The sequence below is a fragment of the Labrys sp. 22185 genome, assembly GCF_052045555.1.
GTDB lineage: Bacteria > Pseudomonadota > Alphaproteobacteria > Rhizobiales > Labraceae > Labrys > Labrys neptuniae.
The window spans coordinates 192,589-208,742 of sequence record NZ_JBQEPH010000011.1; the positions used below are offsets into that span (position 1 = coordinate 192,589).

Consider the following 16,154-nt stretch of genomic DNA (forward strand, 5'->3'; position numbering starts at 1 on the left):
CGACCCGCTATAAAGGCCTCCCGCTGGAGCCTCTTCATGCTCGATCCCACCGCCCTCGCCGTCTATGCCGGCGCGCTGTTCGTGGCCGCGGCCCTGCCGGGGCCGGGCGTCGCGGCGCTGGTGGCGCGCGTGCTCGGCAAGGGTGCGCGCGAGAGCCTGGGCTTTGCCGTCGGCATCGCCCTGGGCGACCTGGTCTGGCTCGGCTTCGCCGCGGCGGGCCTGGCCGTGCTGGCGCAGAGCTTTTCGGGCGTCTTCCTGGCGATCAAATATGCAGGCGTCGCCTATCTGCTCTATCTGGCCTGGAAATTATGGACGACGGCGAACCTCGTCCAGGCCGTCGACCGCGACACAAGCCGTGAGAACGGCTGGCGCAGCTTTCTCGGCGGCCTCTCGATCACCCTCGGTAACCCCAAGGTGATGGTGTTCTACACCGCGCTCCTGCCCAACCTGATTGATCTCGGCCACCTTTCGCCGGCCAGCTTCGTCGAGCTTGCCATCGTCACCGAAGCGGTGCTCGCCGCCGTGTTCGCCTTCTACATCGTGCTGGCCGGCCGGGCCCGCTCGCTGCTATCAAGCCCCCGCGCCATGCGGCTTCTGGCCAGGAGTTGCGGCACCGTGATCGCCGGCACGGCCGTGACGATCGCAACGCGATGAAAGATCGCCGTCATCCACCGATAAATATCTGATAAATCACAAAAATGTGCCGTTTTGGCATGAAATTCGGCACGGGAATCCCTATATTCCTTTCCGAATCAAGGAATGAGTTGCTCAATGGCTGAACCCGCTTTGTCCGAAACGCCCGAAAACGAATATGGCGCCGACAGCATCAAGGTGCTCAAGGGCCTGGATGCCGTGCGCAAGCGCCCCGGCATGTATATCGGCGACACGGATGACGGCTCCGGCCTGCACCACATGGTCTATGAAGTCGTCGACAACGCCATCGACGAGGCGCTGGCCGGTCATGCCGACATCGTCACGGTGACGCTGAACCCGGATGGCTCGGTCACCGTCACCGACAATGGCCGCGGCATCCCCACCGCCATTCATGCCGAGGAAGGCGTGTCGGCGGCCGAAGTGATCATGACGCAGCTCCACGCCGGCGGAAAGTTCGACCAGAACTCCTACAAGGTCTCGGGCGGCCTGCATGGCGTCGGCGTCTCCGTGGTCAACGCGCTCTCCTCCAAGCTCACGCTGCGCATCTGGCGCGACGGCGGCGAGCACGTCATGAGCTTCAGCCATGGCGATGCCGATGCACCGCTCAAGATGGTGGGCCCGGCCGGCGACAAGCGCGGTACCGAGGTGACCTTCCTGCCTTCGACGCAGACCTTCACCAAGGTCGAGTTCGACTATGCCACGCTGGAGCGGCGCCTGCGCGAGCTCGCCTTCCTCAATTCCGGCGTGCGCATCGTGCTGACCGATCGCCGCCACGGCGGCGAGAAGAGCGAGGAGCTGATGTATGAAGGCGGCCTCGACGCCTTCGTGCGCTATCTCGACCGCTCCAAGACCGCCCTGGTGCCTGCGCCGATCTATGTGAAGGTGGAGCGCGACGGCATCGGCGTGGAAGCGGCGATGTGGTGGAACGACAGCTATCACGAGACGGTGCTGTGTTTCACCAACAACATCCCCCAGCGCGACGGCGGCACCCATCTGGCCGGCCTGCGCGCCGCGCTCACCCGCCAGGTTACTTCCTACGCTCAGTCCTCCGGCATCTCCAAGAAGGAGAAGGTGGAAATGACGGGCGACGATTGCCGCGAGGGCCTGACCTGCGTGCTGTCGGTCAAGGTGCCGGACCCGAAATTCTCGTCGCAGACCAAGGACAAGCTGGTCTCCTCCGAGGTGCGTCCGGTGGTCGAAAGCGCCATGAACGAGGCGCTGTCGACCTGGTTCGAGGAGCATCCCGCCGAGGCCAAGACCATCGTCGGCAAGGTGGCCGAGGCTGCCGCCGCCCGTGAGGCCGCGCGCCGCGCCCGCGAGCTCACCCGCCGCAAGGGCGTGCTCGACGTTGCCTCCCTGCCCGGCAAGCTCGCCGATTGCCAGGAGCGCGATCCGGCCAAGGCCGAACTCTTCATCGTCGAGGGTGACTCGGCCGGCGGCTCCGCCAAGCAGGGCCGCGCCCGCGAATATCAGGCCGTACTGCCGTTGCGCGGCAAGATCCTCAATGTCGAGCGGGCCCGCTTCGACAAGATGCTGTCGTCGGAGCAGATCGGCACGCTGATCACCGCCCTCGGCACCGGTATCGGCTCGGAGGAGTTCAATCCCGACAAGCTGCGCTACCACAAGATCATCATCATGACGGACGCCGACGTCGACGGCAGCCATATCCGCACGCTGTTGTTGACATTCTTCTTCCGCCAGATGCGCGAGATCATCGATCGCGGCCATGTCTATATCGCACAGCCGCCGCTCTATAAGGTCTCCCGTGGCAAGTCCGAGCAATATCTCAAGGACGAGCGTGCACTCGAGGACTATCTGATCGACACCGGCGTCGAAGGCTCGGTGCTGCGGCTCGGCAGCGGCGAGGAGCGGGCCGGCCAGGACCTGCGCAGCGTCATCACCGATGCGCGTACCATCCGTACCCTGCTCGGTCAGCTCCACAGTCGCTATGACCGCACTGTGGTGGAGCAGGCGGCCATCGCCGGCGCACTGAACATCGGCGTGGTCGCCGACCCAGCGCTGGCCCAGCAGGCAGCCGAGGAAACCGCCCGCCGTCTCGACGCTATCGCCGAGGAGTTCGAGCGTGGCTGGACCGGCCATGTCGACAAGGGTGGCTATGTCTTCGAACGCATGGTGCGCGGCGTCAAGGAAGCCCATACGCTCGATGCCCAGTTGCTCGCCACCGTCGATGCCCGCCTGCTCGATGATCGTTCCCGGGCGCTACGCGAGGTCTATGGCAAGCCGGCCATCCTTACCCGCCGCGGCGAGGAGATCGAGATCCATGGCCCCGTGGCCCTGTTCGAGACGCTGACCAACGCTGCCCGCAAGGGCCTGTCGCTGCAGCGCTACAAGGGCCTGGGCGAGATGAACCCCGACCAGCTCTGGGAAACGACGCTCGACCGCAATGTCCGCTCCTTGCTCAAGGTGCAGGTCAAGGAAGTGGTCGAGGCCGAGGACATCTTCACCAAGCTGATGGGTGACATCGTCGAGCCGCGCCGCGAATTCATTCAGGACAACGCGCTGACGGCCCAGGTCGACGCCTGAGCTCCCAGCCGGCATAATTCATCGGAGAAATCGGTCCCGCTGCACGAGGACGCGGGACCGCGCCTCGGGCCTGCAAGCCCTGGCGGTCGCCACGGGGGCGGCTGGCTATGGCAACATTTCGAGGTCGGTCGGCCCTGGCTGCGTTCCCGCCGCCGTCAGCATCGCGTGGATCTGGCCGCGGTGATGGGTCTGGTGATTGAAGAGCTGAACGACGCACAGGGCCTTGGGCTTCTCGATCCGGTTTGAATCTGCGCCGGGACGCCAGCCGACCATGCCATCGAGATCCGCGTCGAGCAGCCTGGCTGCCCATTCTTCGATCTCTTCGTTTCGCCGCGAACGAAGCCTCTTGAAGTCATCCCAATCCGACGGGCTCGTGAGAGAGTGCCTGATGTGGTCCTCCGGGCGCTCATTCCCTTTCAAGCGCTGCAGGATCAGGGCATCGGCCCAATAGAGATGGTTCAGCGTCGCCGCAATCGACTGGAAGAAGGCCCCCCGATCCTTCCAGCGATCCGCAGGCGTGAGTTCATCGGCAGCAGCGACCAGGGAAGCGTTCTGCCAGGTGTTGTAGCGGGCCATGAGGCGGCAATAGGCGGCGGAGATCATCGTCTCGGGCTCCAAGGATTGAGGGCGACCGGTTGCGGGTCGATATAGCGTTTTGTGATTTCCTGGAATCACCAAGAATCGCAAAGACGCGTCAAAACAATGAGTTAGAGAAAAGCAGCGGTTACATGTAAACGCGCTTTGCTCCAGACGGCACGAGCAGGAACCGCCGGCATGGGAACGGACCGTTGATCCGGGCAAGCCAGGCGAATGCGGGGATGGCCGGGGGAGAGGGAGGGAAGGGGCGGTTTGCTCTGAAGCCGCCAAAGTCGCGCCTAGTCATCCGGCGTTCGATAGGCCTGAGGCCTCATGGACTGGTTTGACCTGTCCTTGGCTGAGTCTATGGGCTCAGTCATCGAAACGGATCCGGTTCCCCATGATCCGTTGCCACCTATAATAGCAGAACTCAGGGGCGAGTTGAACCCTGGAATCACCGCCCGGAATCGCGGGCTGGAATCGCCTGGTACCTTCCCGGGCGAGGCGGCCGGCGGGTGTGACATGACGGGCCGGCCGTGCCATAAGCGATTTTCCTATGCCTCGACACGGTTTCGCCATGCCAGATATTGCCGCCCTGCAAGATGCCTTCATCCCGGAACTGCCGAATTACTATCGTGGCAAGGTCAGGGAGAACTATGATCTTGCCGATGGGCGCCGCATCATCATCGCCACGGACCGCCTGAGCGCCTTCGACCGGGCGATCGCCAGCATCCCCGGCAAGGGGCAGGTGCTGACGCAGACCGCCCGCTACTGGTTCGAGCATACCGGCGATATCTGCCCGAACCATGTGCTCGACTATCCCGATCCCAATGTCGTGGTCGGGCAGAGATTGACCATCCTGCCGGTTGAGATCGTGGTGCGCGGCTATCTTGCCGGCACGACGGGGACTTCCATCCTCACGCTCTACAAGCAGGGCCAGCGCGAAATGTATGGCGCGCGTTTTCCCGACGGACTGCGCGACAACCAGGCCTTGCCGCAGGCGATCATCACACCCACGAGCAAGGCTTTCGACGGGGGGCATGACGAGCCGCTTTCCGCCAATGAAATCATCGCCAAGGGCCTGCTCAGCCCGCGGCAATGGGAGGAAGTCTCCGGTTATGCCCTGGCGCTGTTTGCCCGCGGGCAGGCCCTGGCGCAGGAGAAGGGTCTGATCCTGGCCGACACGAAGTATGAGTTCGGCACCGACGGCGAGGGGCGCATCATCCTGGCGGATGAAATTCATACGCCCGATTCCAGCCGATACTGGTTTGGCGCCAGCTATCCCGCCCGCTTCGCCGCCGGCGAGAAGCCCGAAAGCTTCGACAAGGATTTCGTGCGCAACTGGGTTGCCGCGCGCTGCGATCCCTATAAGGAAGCGATTCCCGCCATCCCCGCCGACCTGATCGCCGAAACCTCGAAGGTCTATATTCAGGCCTATGAGACGATAACCGGGCAAGCCTTCGAAATCCCACCCGGGGCAGAGAATCCGCTGGAGCGCATCCGCCGCAATCTCGCCCGTTACTTCTAGATCATCGTACCGGAAGACCGGCGCCGGTTCTTGGCGAATGTGACGTGATCTCAAAGGCCTGCTTCATCGGATCCGGTGAAGCGGGAAGCGGGGCCTGCTGGCATCTTCCCAACCCGTCAGGGCCGGTGCTTCCGTGCGAGGTGAAGGCATTACTATCGCCTATGTTGCGGAGCCGGGGCAGCACTACTTGTTGGCAGGATACGGGATGGAACGAAGATCTCCTTCCCTGGAGCAAACGTCCTGCAGGTACGCCTACGTTGCACGCCCGTGAGCTTGAGGAAATTTTCGTGCGCCCTTCCTCAAGAAAACAAGAAACCTTCGACGTGTATTGAATATTGTTTCCGATGATTTGAATTTACTGTTTATATGAACAGGAAAAATGACAATTCGATATAAGCTTGTTATTTTACAGATAGCGGGACATGTTGCAATTGCCGGGCTCATGTGCAAATGTTCCTCTGCGTCATGATGAAATTGCGGTGCGGACGAAATGCCGGGCTGCAGTGAGGCCGGCTGATGAGGCGGGTGCAGCCGGCGGCGATCAGGTGTCGCGCCGGGGCCATTACATAGTTCTGCGGCCGTTGCCGGCAGGGCGGATGCTTCTTGAGCCTCGGAAGGCACCTCGCATCGTAAAGACGCGTGGAAACAAAGAGTTGGAACAAATAGGCGTCCAGGCGCAAGCGCGTATTGTTCTGGACAGGACGAGGTCAGGATGCAGCGTCATTCCATGTTCCCCGGCAATCAGGCTGCCAAACCGCATTTCCTGCTGCTCGATGGTTTGCGCGGCTTTGCTGCATTCTGCGTGATGCTGATCCATCTCGGCAGCTGGCTGGCCGTGCCGTGGGTCGCGAGAAACAGCTATCTGGCGGTCGACCTGTTCTTCTGCCTCAGCGGTTATGTGCTGTCCTACGCCTATATGGGCCAGGCCCGTACGATGGACAGTTTCGAATTTCTGCGCGTCCGCCTGCTGCGCCTGTTGCCGCTGACGGTGCTCGCCCTTGCCATCAGCGCCAGCTATCTGGTCGCTCGCGGCGCTTTCGAGCACGCACCGGTGCCCTATGCCGAATTGCTGAATGCGCTGATGCTCTCCACCTTCAGCCTGCCGAATTTCAGCGCTCCCGCCGAGATCGGGGGTCCCAGCTTCTTCCCGCTGAACGCGCCGCAATACACCATCCTGCTGGAGCTCACCGCGAATCTGGTGTGGTGGCGCCTGCGACACACCAATCTGGAGAAGGTGGCGGCCGCCCTCGCCTTGGCCTGCCTGTGCATCCTGATGGTCACCGGTCTGGGCGGGGATACCCCCAATACGTTCCTCTCCGGTTTTCCGCGTGTCGGCGCCTCGTTCTTCATCGGCGTCGTGCTCTACCAGATGCGAGACAGGTTGCCGGCGTGGCGGGGATGGACCGTGACATTCTGGCTGCTGGCCGGCGCGATGGCCGTCCTGTTCTTCTGGCCGACGGAACTGCCGCGGGTCGTGCAGCTCACCTGGGTGGCGCTGCTTTCGCCCGCCCTGGTCGCCGTGGGCGCCAGGGTCCAATGCTCGGGTGGGCTTGCCTCATTCTGTTCGGCGGCAGGCACTGTATCCTACCCGCTCTATTGTCTGCATTTCCCAATCTTCTGCTGGGTCAACGGCCTGTATCGTTCCTTCTTCGGGGCGCAGAATTTCTATGTCGAGGCTCCCATCGTTGCGGTCGTCGCGATCATCGCCAGCTTGCTGGCGCATTACTGCTACGATGTTCCCATTCGTCGCTATCTCAGTACCCGGGCAAGGCGCGCGCATGCCTGATGCTTCGCTCGCTAACGCTTTGTTTCGAAAGGTTTTTGTAATTTCACGTGACGGCATCGAACCGCAACACATCGAGGCGACGGCAGCGCGGGCAAACGATGGCTTGATCTCTCGGGCATGAGCTGTCAGTATCCGCGCCGGGCAACCATGGCAGGCGGGGCATAATCCTGCTGCCGGTCAAAAAGCCTGATTCGCTCCTGATCCAACCAAGACTGATCAAAGGCAATACCTAAGGAAAGGGCTGTTCTCCCGAGGCCTTTTCCGGCGTTTGATCGATATTGCAAAGCTGAAACAGTAACTTAAGTAGTCCCTCGCGCAGTTGTGTGCTCGCAATGCACATGTCGCGCAGGCCGATACTTGGCAAATCGTTAATTGGAAGGCATGTTGTGCCGCCTTCACCATCCAGGACGGGAGACAAATAGCAAATCCATTTCCCCGGTTCTCAACAAGGAGGATTTACATGTCCCATACCGGAAGCGATCATACCCTTGCCCAGACCTGCACGTCCTCGGTGCCCGTCGGTACGGACCTCTTCAGGCAGGCCCGCGAGGCCAAGGGATACAGCAGGGAGGACCTCGCGGTCACCTGCGGTCTCACGGTCGATGAGATAGAAGACCTCGAACTGGGCAACAATGCCAGCCCCGCCCATCTGCGTCGCGTTGCGGCCGCACTCGGCCTGCCCAGCGAATAACCGGCTGAGCCTCCCTTCCGAACCGCCTCACGAGCCTGACGTCCCAAGGAAGCATAGGCTTTTCGTGGCGGTTCAACATAGCGAGCCGGGCCGAGAACCGAAAACTGGTGTCGCTACAGTTCATTCAATCGTCTCATGACCAAAGATTTCAGGCTGGCGTTTTCCGGGGGGTAAACCCAGCCGATCCGAGATCGGTCTGAAGCACCGTCTCACGGAAAATCTGCAAAAAACAAAATTGCGTCCCCGCTTCCATCCGGATGCGGGGACAGCGCGCATGAACCGGCCTGCCCTCGCGTGAAGAAGTGGGGGCAGCCGGGTTCGTGATCTTGCCATTGGCAGCACTTCGGGCCATGGAGCTTGTGATCCTTTCGATCCGCTTCTGGAGACCGGCGATGCCCCTCACCCTACCCCGTGTCATCGGGCATCGCGGCGCTGCCGCGCATGCGCCTGAGAACACGCTCGAATCGATCCGCTGCGCCGCAGCCTTCGGCGTTGCCATGGTCGAGATCGACGTGCAGCTCAGCAGGGACGAGGTGCCCGTCGTCATTCATGACGATACGCTGGAACGCACCACCACCGGTCGTGGCCCGGTCATCGATCTTACCTGGCGGGAACTCCAGGCCCTCGACGCCGGTGCCCCCTTCGGCCGCCCTTTCACCGGTGAGCGCATTCCCGACCTGACTTCGGTGCTTGCGCTGTGCAAGGAGCTGCAGCTTGGCCTCAATGTCGAGATCAAGCCCTCGCCCGGCACCGATGTCCGGACTGCGGAGGTCGCCTTGAAGACGATCGATGCCTTTGGACCGATCGGGGCGCCGCTGGTTCTCTCGTCCTTCTCGGTCGAAAGCCTGGAAGCGGCCCGGGATCTCGCCCCGCATCTGCCGCGCGGCTATCTGATCTGGGAGCGGCCGGCCGATTGGGCCGATATCGCCGACAGGGTGGCCGCCGCCTCCATCAATTTCGACCATGAGCAAGAGACGTCCGAGAGCATCGCCGCCTACAAGGCGACGGGGCGCCCGCTGCTGTCCTATACGGTCAACACCGCCGAGCGGGCGCGGGAGCTGTTCGCTTTGGGCGTTGCCGGTGTGTTCACCGATTTCCCGGGCCGAATCCTGCGGGTGGCCTGAAGCGTCAGGCCGGCGGCACAATCCTGCCCTTGCCTTCGAGCCAGGCGCGGATGAGCTGGCGGTAGCGCGCGCCGTCGAAACTTGGAAAATGCCCGCCATGCACGATGCGGACGGGCAGGCGCAGCAGCCGCTCCATCGAGGCGACATAGTCCTGCGCATTGGCGTGGTAGGTGTCCTCGATCAGCGGGCCGTCATAGAGGATGTCGCCGGAGAACAGCGTGGCCGTGCGCGCCTCCCATAGCGCGATGCCGCCCGGTGAATGGCCCGGCGTGTGGATGACCTCGAAGACGCGGTCGCCGAGATCGATGACGTCGCCGTCTTGCAGAATTCGGGTGGCCGGCGCCCGCTTCACGGCATAGCAGGCCGAGCAATAGGGCTCCGGCGGCAGGGCGTCGAAGATCTCGTCGGTGACATAGGGATCGGCCAGGGTGTTCTGCCGGGTCGGGTTGGCGAGGAGATCGGCCTCGGCGGCATGCACCGCGCGGCATTCGAACTCGTGATGGCAGCCGATATGGTCGAAATGGGTGTGGCTGGCCACCGCGATCAGGTCGCGCTCGGTGACCACAGGCACCCACTCGCGCAGGGAGACCACGCCCATGCCGCTATCGACCAGCATGTCGCGATCGCGCCCACGGACATGCCAGATGTTGCAGCGATAGAATTCCTGGATATAGGGCTCGCCGATGGCCGTGACGTCGTCGGCGAGGCGACGCACTTCATACCATTTGTCGGCGCTGATCCGCTGCATCGGGCGTTTTCTCTTCTGGGTCATCCTCAGCTACTATTCGCCTAGGCGAATAGTAGCGGGGACGCGCTGCGGCGCGAAGTGCCGCCGCGCAGATCCGGGACCGCAAGACGATAGAGCATAACCTTCTCGCGGTCCCGCGTCTGCGGCGCAGCATTGCATGCTGCACCGCGCGCGGGATGACAAGGTGCTACAAGATCACCACATCATCTGGTTTGACCGCAAGCGCCAGAGACTGCCCTTCGGCGAGGCTTGCCGATTGCGGCAGATGCGCCACCAGGGCCGGGCCGGCGGCAGGCTGGAGGTGGCAGCGGTAATGCGTGCCGAAGAAGGCCCCGCCCGTGACCCTGGCCTCGCCCAGCGAGACCGTCGGGCCCTGTTCGCCCGCCACCGGGCGGAAATGCTCGGGCCGGATGCACAGTGTCACCGCTTCCTTCTTGCGGGGCTCGCCCGCGGTGAAGCCGGCGCAGGGCAGCACGATACTGCCGAGGGCGGTGTCGATGCTGATATGATCGCCTGAGAGATCGGTGACCTCGCCGGGAATGAAATTGGCCTCGCCCATGAAGCCGGCCGAGAACAGCGAGCGCGGCCGCATATAGACCTGGGACGGCGGGCCGACATCCTCGATATGGCCGGCATTCATCACCACGATGCGGTCGGCGATCGCCATCGCCTCCTCCTGGTCGTGGGTGACATGCACGAAGGTGGTGCCCACCCGCTTCTGGATCGCCTTCAATTCGTCCTGCATCTGGCGCCGCAGCTTGAGGTCGAGCGCCCCGAGCGGCTCGTCGAGCAGCAGCACGTCGGGGTCGACGGCCAAGGCGCGGGCGAGGGCGACGCGCTGGCGCTGGCCGCCCGACAATTCATGCGGCTTCTTGGCGGCGGCCTTGTCGAGGCCGACCAGGCCGAGATAGCCGAGCGCCTTCTCGTCGCGCTCCGCCCGGCCCATGCCGCGCATGCGCAGCCCGAAGCCGACATTGGCGATCAAGCGCATATGCGGGAAGAGCGCATAGTCCTGGAACATGGTGGTGGTCGGCCGCCGCGCCGGTGGCACATCCGTCATGTCCTTGCCGCCGATCAGCACCTGCCCCGAACTTGGCGTCAAGAAGCCGCCCAGGATCGAGAGCAGCGTGGTCTTGCCGCAGCCGGAGGGGCCGAGCAGCACGATGAACTCGCCGGCCGCGATCTCGAGGCTGACATCGTCGAGGGCGGTGAAGGCGCCGAAGGTCTTGCTGGCGTTGCGGACGGAAACCGAGGCGGTCATGATTTCGGGTCTTTCATGATTTCTTGGCCCTTCCGAAGACGGCGAGTTCGACGACGACCAGCACCAGGATGGAGATGAGGAAGACCAGCGAGCCGATGGCGTTGGTCTTGGGATTGAGGCCCGAGCGCAGCAGGTTCCAGATCTCGACGGGCAAAGTGACGTCGAAGCGCGAGAGCAGGAAGGCGATGATGAACTCGTCCCAGCTGAAGGTGACGGACAGGAAGAAGGCGGCCAGGATCGAGGGCATGAGCATCGGCGCGGTGACCAATGCCATCACCTTGAGATCACTGGCGCCGAGGTCGCGGGCCGCCCGCTCGATATTGATGTGGTGGTCGCCCATCGAGGAATAGATGATGGCAAAGCACAGCGGCAAATTGATCACCACATGGCCGATGCTCACCGTCCACAGCGAGAGCGGCAGATGCAGGGCGTTCAGCACCGTCAGCAGGCCAAGCGCGATGATGAGGTAGCTCACCGTCATCGGCGCGATCAAAAGGCCGCGCTGCAACGCCGAGCCCGGCAGCCTGTAGCGCGCCAGCGCATAGGCGGCGAGGAAGCCGAGCAGGCAGGCGACGATCGAGGATCCGATACCCACCAGGAGCGAGTTGAGCATGGCGCCCATCAGCTTGCCGTCGGCGAACACCGCCCGGTACCATTGCAGCGAGGCACCATTGAAGGGCGGTACCGGCAGGCGGCCGTCCTGGAAGGAGAACAGCACCAGCACCGCCACCGGCAGGAAGATGAAGCCGAAGATCGCGACGGCATAGAGGCTGCTGAGAATGTCGGCGAGAGTCTTGCGCGTCATGCTCAGGCCCTCTCGATCTTCAGCCAGCGCGCACAGGCGAGATAGGCCAAAGTCACCACCGCCATCAGCACGATCGACAGGGCGGCGGCCATGGGCAGGTCGGCCCGTCGCCCGAGCTGGAGCATGATGATCTGCGGCAGCACCAATTCATTGTTGCCGCCGAGGATCTGCGGGGTGACATAGTCGCCGATGCAGAGCACGAAGGTGAGGAAGGCGCCCGTCATGATGCCGGGCAGTGTGAGGGGCAGCACCACGTGCCAGAAGGTCTGCAACCCATTGGCGCCGAGATCGGCCGCGGCCCGCCGGTAGTTCGGGGAGAGCTGGATCAGATTGGCATAGATGGTCAGCGTCAGCAGCATCACGAAGAAATGCACGAAGCCGATTACGGTGGCGGTGCGCGTCGAGGCGAGGTCGAGCGGTTCGGCGATCACGCCGAGCGCCAACAGAGCCTGGTTGATGACGCCGGCCTTGGAGAGCACCAGCAGCCAGGCGTAGGAGCGCACCACATAGGAGGTCCAGAACGGCAGCACGGCCAGGATGAGGGCGAGGCGTTGATAGCGCTTGGGCACGCGCTCGGCGATGATCCAGGCGAGGGGATAGGCGAGCAGCACGGAGAGCACGGTCACCATCGCCGTGATCTCCAGCGAATTGACCAGGCCCTTGAGCAGGGACTCCTTCTGGAGGAAGGCGAGGTAGTTGTTCAGGTCCCAGCTCTGGACGATCTGCCCGCCTTGCAGCGACCACAGGCTCATCGCCGCCATGAAGCCGAAGGGCACGACGAAGAAGGCCAGCGTCCAGCCGAGCGCCGGCAGGACGAAGCCCCAGGCCTTGCGGCGCTCGGCCGCTTCGAGGCTGGATGCGGTCATGGTCGATTCCTTGTCCCGGGTGCGCGGACGTCCCGTCCGCTCTTGGAAACGCTGCATCTGCAGGATGGGAAGAGCGGGCAGGATGCCCGCGCACCCGGAAAGAATTCACTGCTGCATCATGTCGGTCCAGGCGTCCTGCATCTTCTTGTCGAGCTCGGGATTGGGCGCGGGATAGAGCTGGGCCTTGGCGAGATAGCCGGCTTGGTCGTTCCAGCGCAGCGCCGCCTTCTGGGCATCGGTCAGGTGGTCACCAGCCTTCTTGTTGGCGGGCATCGCCCAGTAGCAGGAAGAGGTGGCGAGGCGCGCCTGCCCTTCCGGGCTGAGGATGTACTGCACGAATTTCAGGGCGAGATCCTTGTGGGCGGCATCCTTCATCACCCCGATGGACTGTGCCCAGCGCACGGCGCCCTGGTCTGGCACGGTCCAGTCGAGATTGGGCTTTTCGGCTGCGAGCGCGGCGGTGATCCATTCGCCACCGCCGACCAGGATGTCGACCTCGCCGGTGGCCAGGGCCGTCTGCGAGGCGGTGACCTCGCTGACCTGCTTGGAGACCTTCTTCATGGCGGCGAGCCTGTCCTGGATGGCCGGCAGGTCGGCGTCCGAGAGCTCGGCCGTCTTCTTGCCGAGGCCGACCTGAACCAGGCCCATGACCGGCAGGTAATAGTCATAGATGGCGATGCGGCCCTTGTACTTGTCGGACCACATCACGCTGAGGTCCTGCATGTCCTTCGGGTCGACCTTGGTCCTGTCGTAGGAGATGGTGTTGTAGCCGAACTTCTCGGTGGCGGCGTAGATCTTGCCGTCCTTGCTGTTCTGCGCCTCCATGCGCACTTCCGGGAAAGTATCGGCGAGCGGCAGGGCATCGGCCGGCATCTCGGCGAGGAGGTTCTGGTCGACGGCGCGCTTGACGTCGATGGCATCGATCACCAGCACGTCCCAGTCGCCCGGCCGGGACTGGGCGATGATGGAAAGGCCCGCCCCCGTACCTTCATAGGTCTTCAGGTTGACCTTGGCATTGTTGGCCTTCTCGAAGGGCTCGATCAGGGCCGGGTCGGTGTGGTCGCACCAGACCAGGGCATTGAGCTCGTCGGCGGCATGGGCGGATGCGGTGGCGGAAAGGCCGGCCATGCCGGCAAGGATGGTGGCGAGGAGGAGACGGCGCGCGGGCGCGCGGCTTGCGGGCGATGTCATGGTTTACCTCTGGCTGGCGGCACGTCTTGATGGTGCTCTGATAAAGAAATTGAGTGAGTTCATTTTTTAAGTCAATATCAATTTTAGAACACGTTCAGGGAATGCGGCCGAGAGAGGTGACATGGCGGGGTTACGCGCAAAGCAGAAGGCGGACAGGAACCGGCGCATCCTCGAGGCGGCCACCAGCCTGTTCCGGGACGCGGGCTATGACAGTGCGCGGATCGAAGACATCGCCGAACGCGCCGAGGTCTCGGTCGGCACGCTCTACAACTACTACCAGAACAAGGGCGACATCCTGCTTGCCGCGGTCACCATGGAGGTGGAGGAGGTGCTGGAGGCAGGCCGCCGGATCGTGGCCAATCCGCCGCCGACCGTTGCGGCGGCCCTGCAGGCGCTGATCGAGCAATATTACGACCATTCCCTGGTCTATCTGTCCAAGGAGATGTGGCGGGTCGCCATGGCGCTGTCGATCCAGCAGCCGGACAGCCCGTTCAGCCGGCGCTACACCGAGCTCGACCGGCGGCTTTCAGGCCAGGTCTCCAGCCTGGTGCTGAGGCTGCAGGCAAACGGCGCCGTGCGTGCCGATGTCGATGCGGCGGCGGCCGGCGAGATGTTCTTCAACAATCTCAATCTGATGTTCATCGAATTCGCCAAGGACGAAGCGATGCCGCTGGAAGCGCTGAAGGCCCAGGTCGAACGCCAGAACCGGCCGCTGTCGGGCTTGATCGCGGGCGGGCAGGCTTGAGCGCGACAACCTTCTCCCCTTGCGGGAGAAGGTGCCCCGAAGGGGCGGATGAGGGGATAAACGTGACCTTTGCCAGGGATGCGCCAACACCCCTCATCCCCCTGCCGGGACCTCTAGTCAACTCGAGAGAGTTGACGACACCCGCAAGGGGAGAAGGGAACAGGTCCTCACTCGGCCTTCACCTGCACCACCTTGTCCTGCCCGGCTTCCAGCGCACTCCAGGCCGCCACGGCCGCGCAGGCGATGAACAGCAATGTCGGCGCGGCGAAGCTGCCGGTGATGCCGCGCAGCAGCCCGGCCAGCAGCGGGCCGAAGCCGGCGATGATATAGCCGAAGCCCTGCGCCATGCCGGACAGGCGGGCGGCGACATGCGCATCGGGCGAGCGCAGGATGATCAGCGTCATCGCCACCGCGATTAGGCCGCCCTGGCCGATGCCGCAGAAAATGGCGCCGATCCAGGTGAGCGACAGAGGCAGCCAGTAGCAGCCGGCGAAACCGACGGCGCCGCAGGCGAGCAGGACAAGGCAGACCAGGCGCTGGTCGCGCCCGCGCATGGCCAAGGGCGGTGTCGCCAGGCAGGCCAGCATCTGCACCACCACGGAGCCCGACACCAGGAGGCCCGCGCTGGTGCCTTCCATGCCGCGGTCGCGCAGCATCGGTGCCATCCAGCCGAAGACGATATAGGCCATGGCCGATTGCAGGCCCATGAACAGCGTGACCTTCCAGGCGAGCCTGTCGCGCAACAGTCCCTTGACGGCCGGCTTGGCGGCAGCATGGTCATGGCCGGCCTTGAGGGCCTGCGGCGCCCAGATCAGGGCGGCCACCAGCGCCGGCACGCCCCACAGCGCCAGGGCGGCAGGCCAGCCGCCCGGCAGCGCCTTTTCGAGCGGCACGGTGAAGGCGGCCGCGGCGGCGGCGCTGCCGCACAGGGCCATGGTGTAGAGACCCGTCATCAGGGCGATCTGGTTGGGGAAGTCGCGCTTGACCAGCCCGGGCAGCAGCACGTTGATCATGGCGATGCCGGCGCCGGCCAGGAAGGAGCCGAGAAATAGGAAAGGAGCGTTTCCAAATCCACGCAGGCCGGTGCCCAGCGCGATCACCAGCATGCAGGCCAGGATGACGCGCTCGGCCGAGAAGCGCCGCGCCAGGTTGGGAGCCGGGAAGGAGAAGACCCCGAGGCAGACCACCGGCAGCGTGGTCAGCACGCTGGACCAGAATGCGTTGAGGCTGGCGTCGCGCACGATCTCCGGCAGCACCGTCGACAGGCTCGAGAAGACCGCCCTGAGATTGGCGGCGATCAGCACCAGGCTGACACCGAGCAGGATACGGGCCGCCAGGCTTGCCCCACCGAGCTCGGGGCCCTCCTCGACGTCGATCAGCGGCTCTCCCGGCGGCGGATGCAGGACCTCGGCATCGGCGGAAGGCCGCAACGGCTTCTCAAAAGATCTGTCGGTCAAACGATGTTCGTTTCGCAATGGAGGAAAAACAACGGGCGGCCGATGCGGAAAAGCGGCGCGAATGTTCTTACCAATAAAGGGATCGGCCAGGGCGCTCAACCATCCTGCGTCCCGATGCGTGCAGGGGAGGCATGCGCCAAAACGCGGCAGGCGGGCGGCCTCTCTCCGGCTTGCCCGG

The 16,154-nt window shown here is 63.8% G+C and carries 14 protein-coding genes; 7 read left to right on the forward strand and 7 right to left on the reverse strand.

Translation table 11 applies throughout. The features are described 5' to 3' along the window. Window positions 1-36 precede the first annotated feature (36 nt). Together ACTJKX_RS21700 and gyrB are read left to right on the forward strand one after the other, a co-directional pair. The gene (locus ACTJKX_RS21700) at window positions 37-654 is read left to right on the forward strand and encodes a LysE family translocator (protein ID WP_311934178.1); all 618 of its coding nucleotides are present in this window, start codon (window positions 37-39) and stop codon (window positions 652-654) included. Between the two features lie 117 nt (window positions 655-771). Beyond that, entirely contained in the window at window positions 772-3,198 is a 2,427-nt protein-coding gene (gene gyrB / locus ACTJKX_RS21705; RefSeq protein ID WP_440726471.1) for a DNA topoisomerase (ATP-hydrolyzing) subunit B, read from the forward strand. Between the two features lie 105 nt (window positions 3,199-3,303). Here gyrB and ACTJKX_RS21710 read toward each other — a convergent pair whose 3' ends face one another. Next, window positions 3,304-3,801, reverse strand: a complete 498-nt coding sequence (locus ACTJKX_RS21710) for a DinB family protein (protein ID WP_440726472.1) — start codon at window positions 3,799-3,801, stop codon at window positions 3,304-3,306. Between the two features lie 550 nt (window positions 3,802-4,351). Between ACTJKX_RS21710 and ACTJKX_RS21715 the strand changes: the two genes are divergently transcribed. The 4 genes from ACTJKX_RS21715 to ACTJKX_RS21730 all read left to right on the forward strand — a co-directional run bounded on the left by ACTJKX_RS21715 (window position 4,352) and on the right by ACTJKX_RS21730 (window position 8,903). After that, window positions 4,352-5,302, forward strand: coding sequence for a phosphoribosylaminoimidazolesuccinocarboxamide synthase (locus tag ACTJKX_RS21715; protein ID WP_394314041.1), 951 nt, complete (start codon window positions 4,352-4,354; stop codon window positions 5,300-5,302). 712 nt (window positions 5,303-6,014) lie between these two features. Continuing rightward, a complete protein-coding gene (locus tag ACTJKX_RS21720; protein ID WP_394314043.1) occupies window positions 6,015-7,088 on the forward strand; it encodes an acyltransferase family protein in 1,074 nt (357 codons plus the stop codon). A 460-nt stretch (window positions 7,089-7,548) separates the two neighbouring features. Then, complete coding sequence (locus ACTJKX_RS21725) at window positions 7,549-7,779, forward strand: helix-turn-helix domain-containing protein (protein ID WP_156771368.1); 231 nt, start codon at window positions 7,549-7,551, stop codon at window positions 7,777-7,779. A gap of 392 nt (window positions 7,780-8,171) precedes the next feature. Continuing rightward, the gene (locus ACTJKX_RS21730) at window positions 8,172-8,903 is read left to right on the forward strand and encodes a glycerophosphoryl diester phosphodiesterase (protein WP_367623621.1); all 732 of its coding nucleotides are present in this window, start codon (window positions 8,172-8,174) and stop codon (window positions 8,901-8,903) included. Between the two features lie 4 nt (window positions 8,904-8,907). Here ACTJKX_RS21730 and ACTJKX_RS21735 read toward each other — a convergent pair whose 3' ends face one another. The 5 genes from ACTJKX_RS21735 to ACTJKX_RS21755 all read right to left on the reverse strand — a co-directional run bounded on the left by ACTJKX_RS21735 (window position 8,908) and on the right by ACTJKX_RS21755 (window position 13,774). Continuing rightward, window positions 8,908-9,651 (reverse strand): MBL fold metallo-hydrolase, encoded by a 744-nt coding sequence (locus tag ACTJKX_RS21735; RefSeq protein WP_440726473.1) that lies wholly within the window; start codon window positions 9,649-9,651, stop codon window positions 8,908-8,910. Window positions 9,652-9,838: 187 nt separating this feature from the next. Beyond that, complete coding sequence (locus tag ACTJKX_RS21740; RefSeq protein ID WP_440726474.1) at window positions 9,839-10,912, reverse strand: ABC transporter ATP-binding protein; 1,074 nt, start codon at window positions 10,910-10,912, stop codon at window positions 9,839-9,841. A gap of 13 nt (window positions 10,913-10,925) precedes the next feature. Then, window positions 10,926-11,717: an ABC transporter permease gene (locus ACTJKX_RS21745; protein WP_440726475.1), complete on the reverse strand. Its 792-nt coding sequence runs from the start codon at window positions 11,715-11,717 to the stop codon at window positions 10,926-10,928. Window positions 11,718-11,719: 2 nt separating this feature from the next. Then, window positions 11,720-12,583 (reverse strand): ABC transporter permease, encoded by an 864-nt coding sequence (locus ACTJKX_RS21750; RefSeq protein WP_440726476.1) that lies wholly within the window; start codon window positions 12,581-12,583, stop codon window positions 11,720-11,722. A 105-nt stretch (window positions 12,584-12,688) separates the two neighbouring features. Then, window positions 12,689-13,774 carry an ABC transporter substrate-binding protein gene (locus ACTJKX_RS21755; protein ID WP_440726477.1) on the reverse strand — a complete coding sequence of 362 codons (1,086 nt, stop codon included), beginning with the start codon at window positions 13,772-13,774 and terminating at the stop codon, window positions 12,689-12,691. 121 nt (window positions 13,775-13,895) lie between these two features. On the opposite strand from ACTJKX_RS21755, the gene ACTJKX_RS21760 reads away from it, so the two are divergent. After that, window positions 13,896-14,519 carry a TetR/AcrR family transcriptional regulator gene (locus tag ACTJKX_RS21760; RefSeq protein WP_311934188.1) on the forward strand — a complete coding sequence of 208 codons (624 nt, stop codon included), beginning with the start codon at window positions 13,896-13,898 and terminating at the stop codon, window positions 14,517-14,519. Window positions 14,520-14,686: 167 nt separating this feature from the next. Here ACTJKX_RS21760 and ACTJKX_RS21765 read toward each other — a convergent pair whose 3' ends face one another. Then, entirely contained in the window at window positions 14,687-15,949 is a 1,263-nt protein-coding gene (locus ACTJKX_RS21765) for a CynX/NimT family MFS transporter (RefSeq protein ID WP_394314057.1), read from the reverse strand. Window positions 15,950-16,154 lie beyond the last annotated feature (205 nt).

Bases quoted from the DNA above. Each gene is read 5' to 3' on its own strand.
- ACTJKX_RS21745 (WP_440726475.1), bottom strand. From the start codon at position 11,717: ATGACGCGCAAGACTCTCGCCGACATTCTCAGCAGCCTCTATGCCGTC.
- ACTJKX_RS21755 (WP_440726477.1), bottom strand. From the start codon at position 13,774: ATGACATCGCCCGCAAGCCGCGCGCCCGCGCGCCGTCTCCTCCTCGCC.
- ACTJKX_RS21725 (WP_156771368.1), top strand. From the start codon at position 7,549: ATGTCCCATACCGGAAGCGATCATACCCTTGCCCAGACCTGCACGTCC.
- ACTJKX_RS21730 (WP_367623621.1), top strand. From the start codon at position 8,172: ATGCCCCTCACCCTACCCCGTGTCATCGGGCATCGCGGCGCTGCCGCG.
- ACTJKX_RS21715 (WP_394314041.1), top strand. From the start codon at position 4,352: ATGCCAGATATTGCCGCCCTGCAAGATGCCTTCATCCCGGAACTGCCG.
- gyrB (WP_440726471.1), top strand. From the start codon at position 772: ATGGCTGAACCCGCTTTGTCCGAAACGCCCGAAAACGAATATGGCGCC.
- ACTJKX_RS21735 (WP_440726473.1), bottom strand. From the start codon at position 9,651: ATGCAGCGGATCAGCGCCGACAAATGGTATGAAGTGCGTCGCCTCGCC.
- ACTJKX_RS21720 (WP_394314043.1), top strand. From the start codon at position 6,015: ATGCAGCGTCATTCCATGTTCCCCGGCAATCAGGCTGCCAAACCGCAT.
- ACTJKX_RS21740 (WP_440726474.1), bottom strand. From the start codon at position 10,912: ATGACCGCCTCGGTTTCCGTCCGCAACGCCAGCAAGACCTTCGGCGCC.
- ACTJKX_RS21750 (WP_440726476.1), bottom strand. From the start codon at position 12,583: ATGACCGCATCCAGCCTCGAAGCGGCCGAGCGCCGCAAGGCCTGGGGC.
- ACTJKX_RS21710 (WP_440726472.1), bottom strand. From the start codon at position 3,801: ATGATCTCCGCCGCCTATTGCCGCCTCATGGCCCGCTACAACACCTGG.
- ACTJKX_RS21700 (WP_311934178.1), top strand. From the start codon at position 37: ATGCTCGATCCCACCGCCCTCGCCGTCTATGCCGGCGCGCTGTTCGTG.
- ACTJKX_RS21760 (WP_311934188.1), top strand. From the start codon at position 13,896: ATGGCGGGGTTACGCGCAAAGCAGAAGGCGGACAGGAACCGGCGCATC.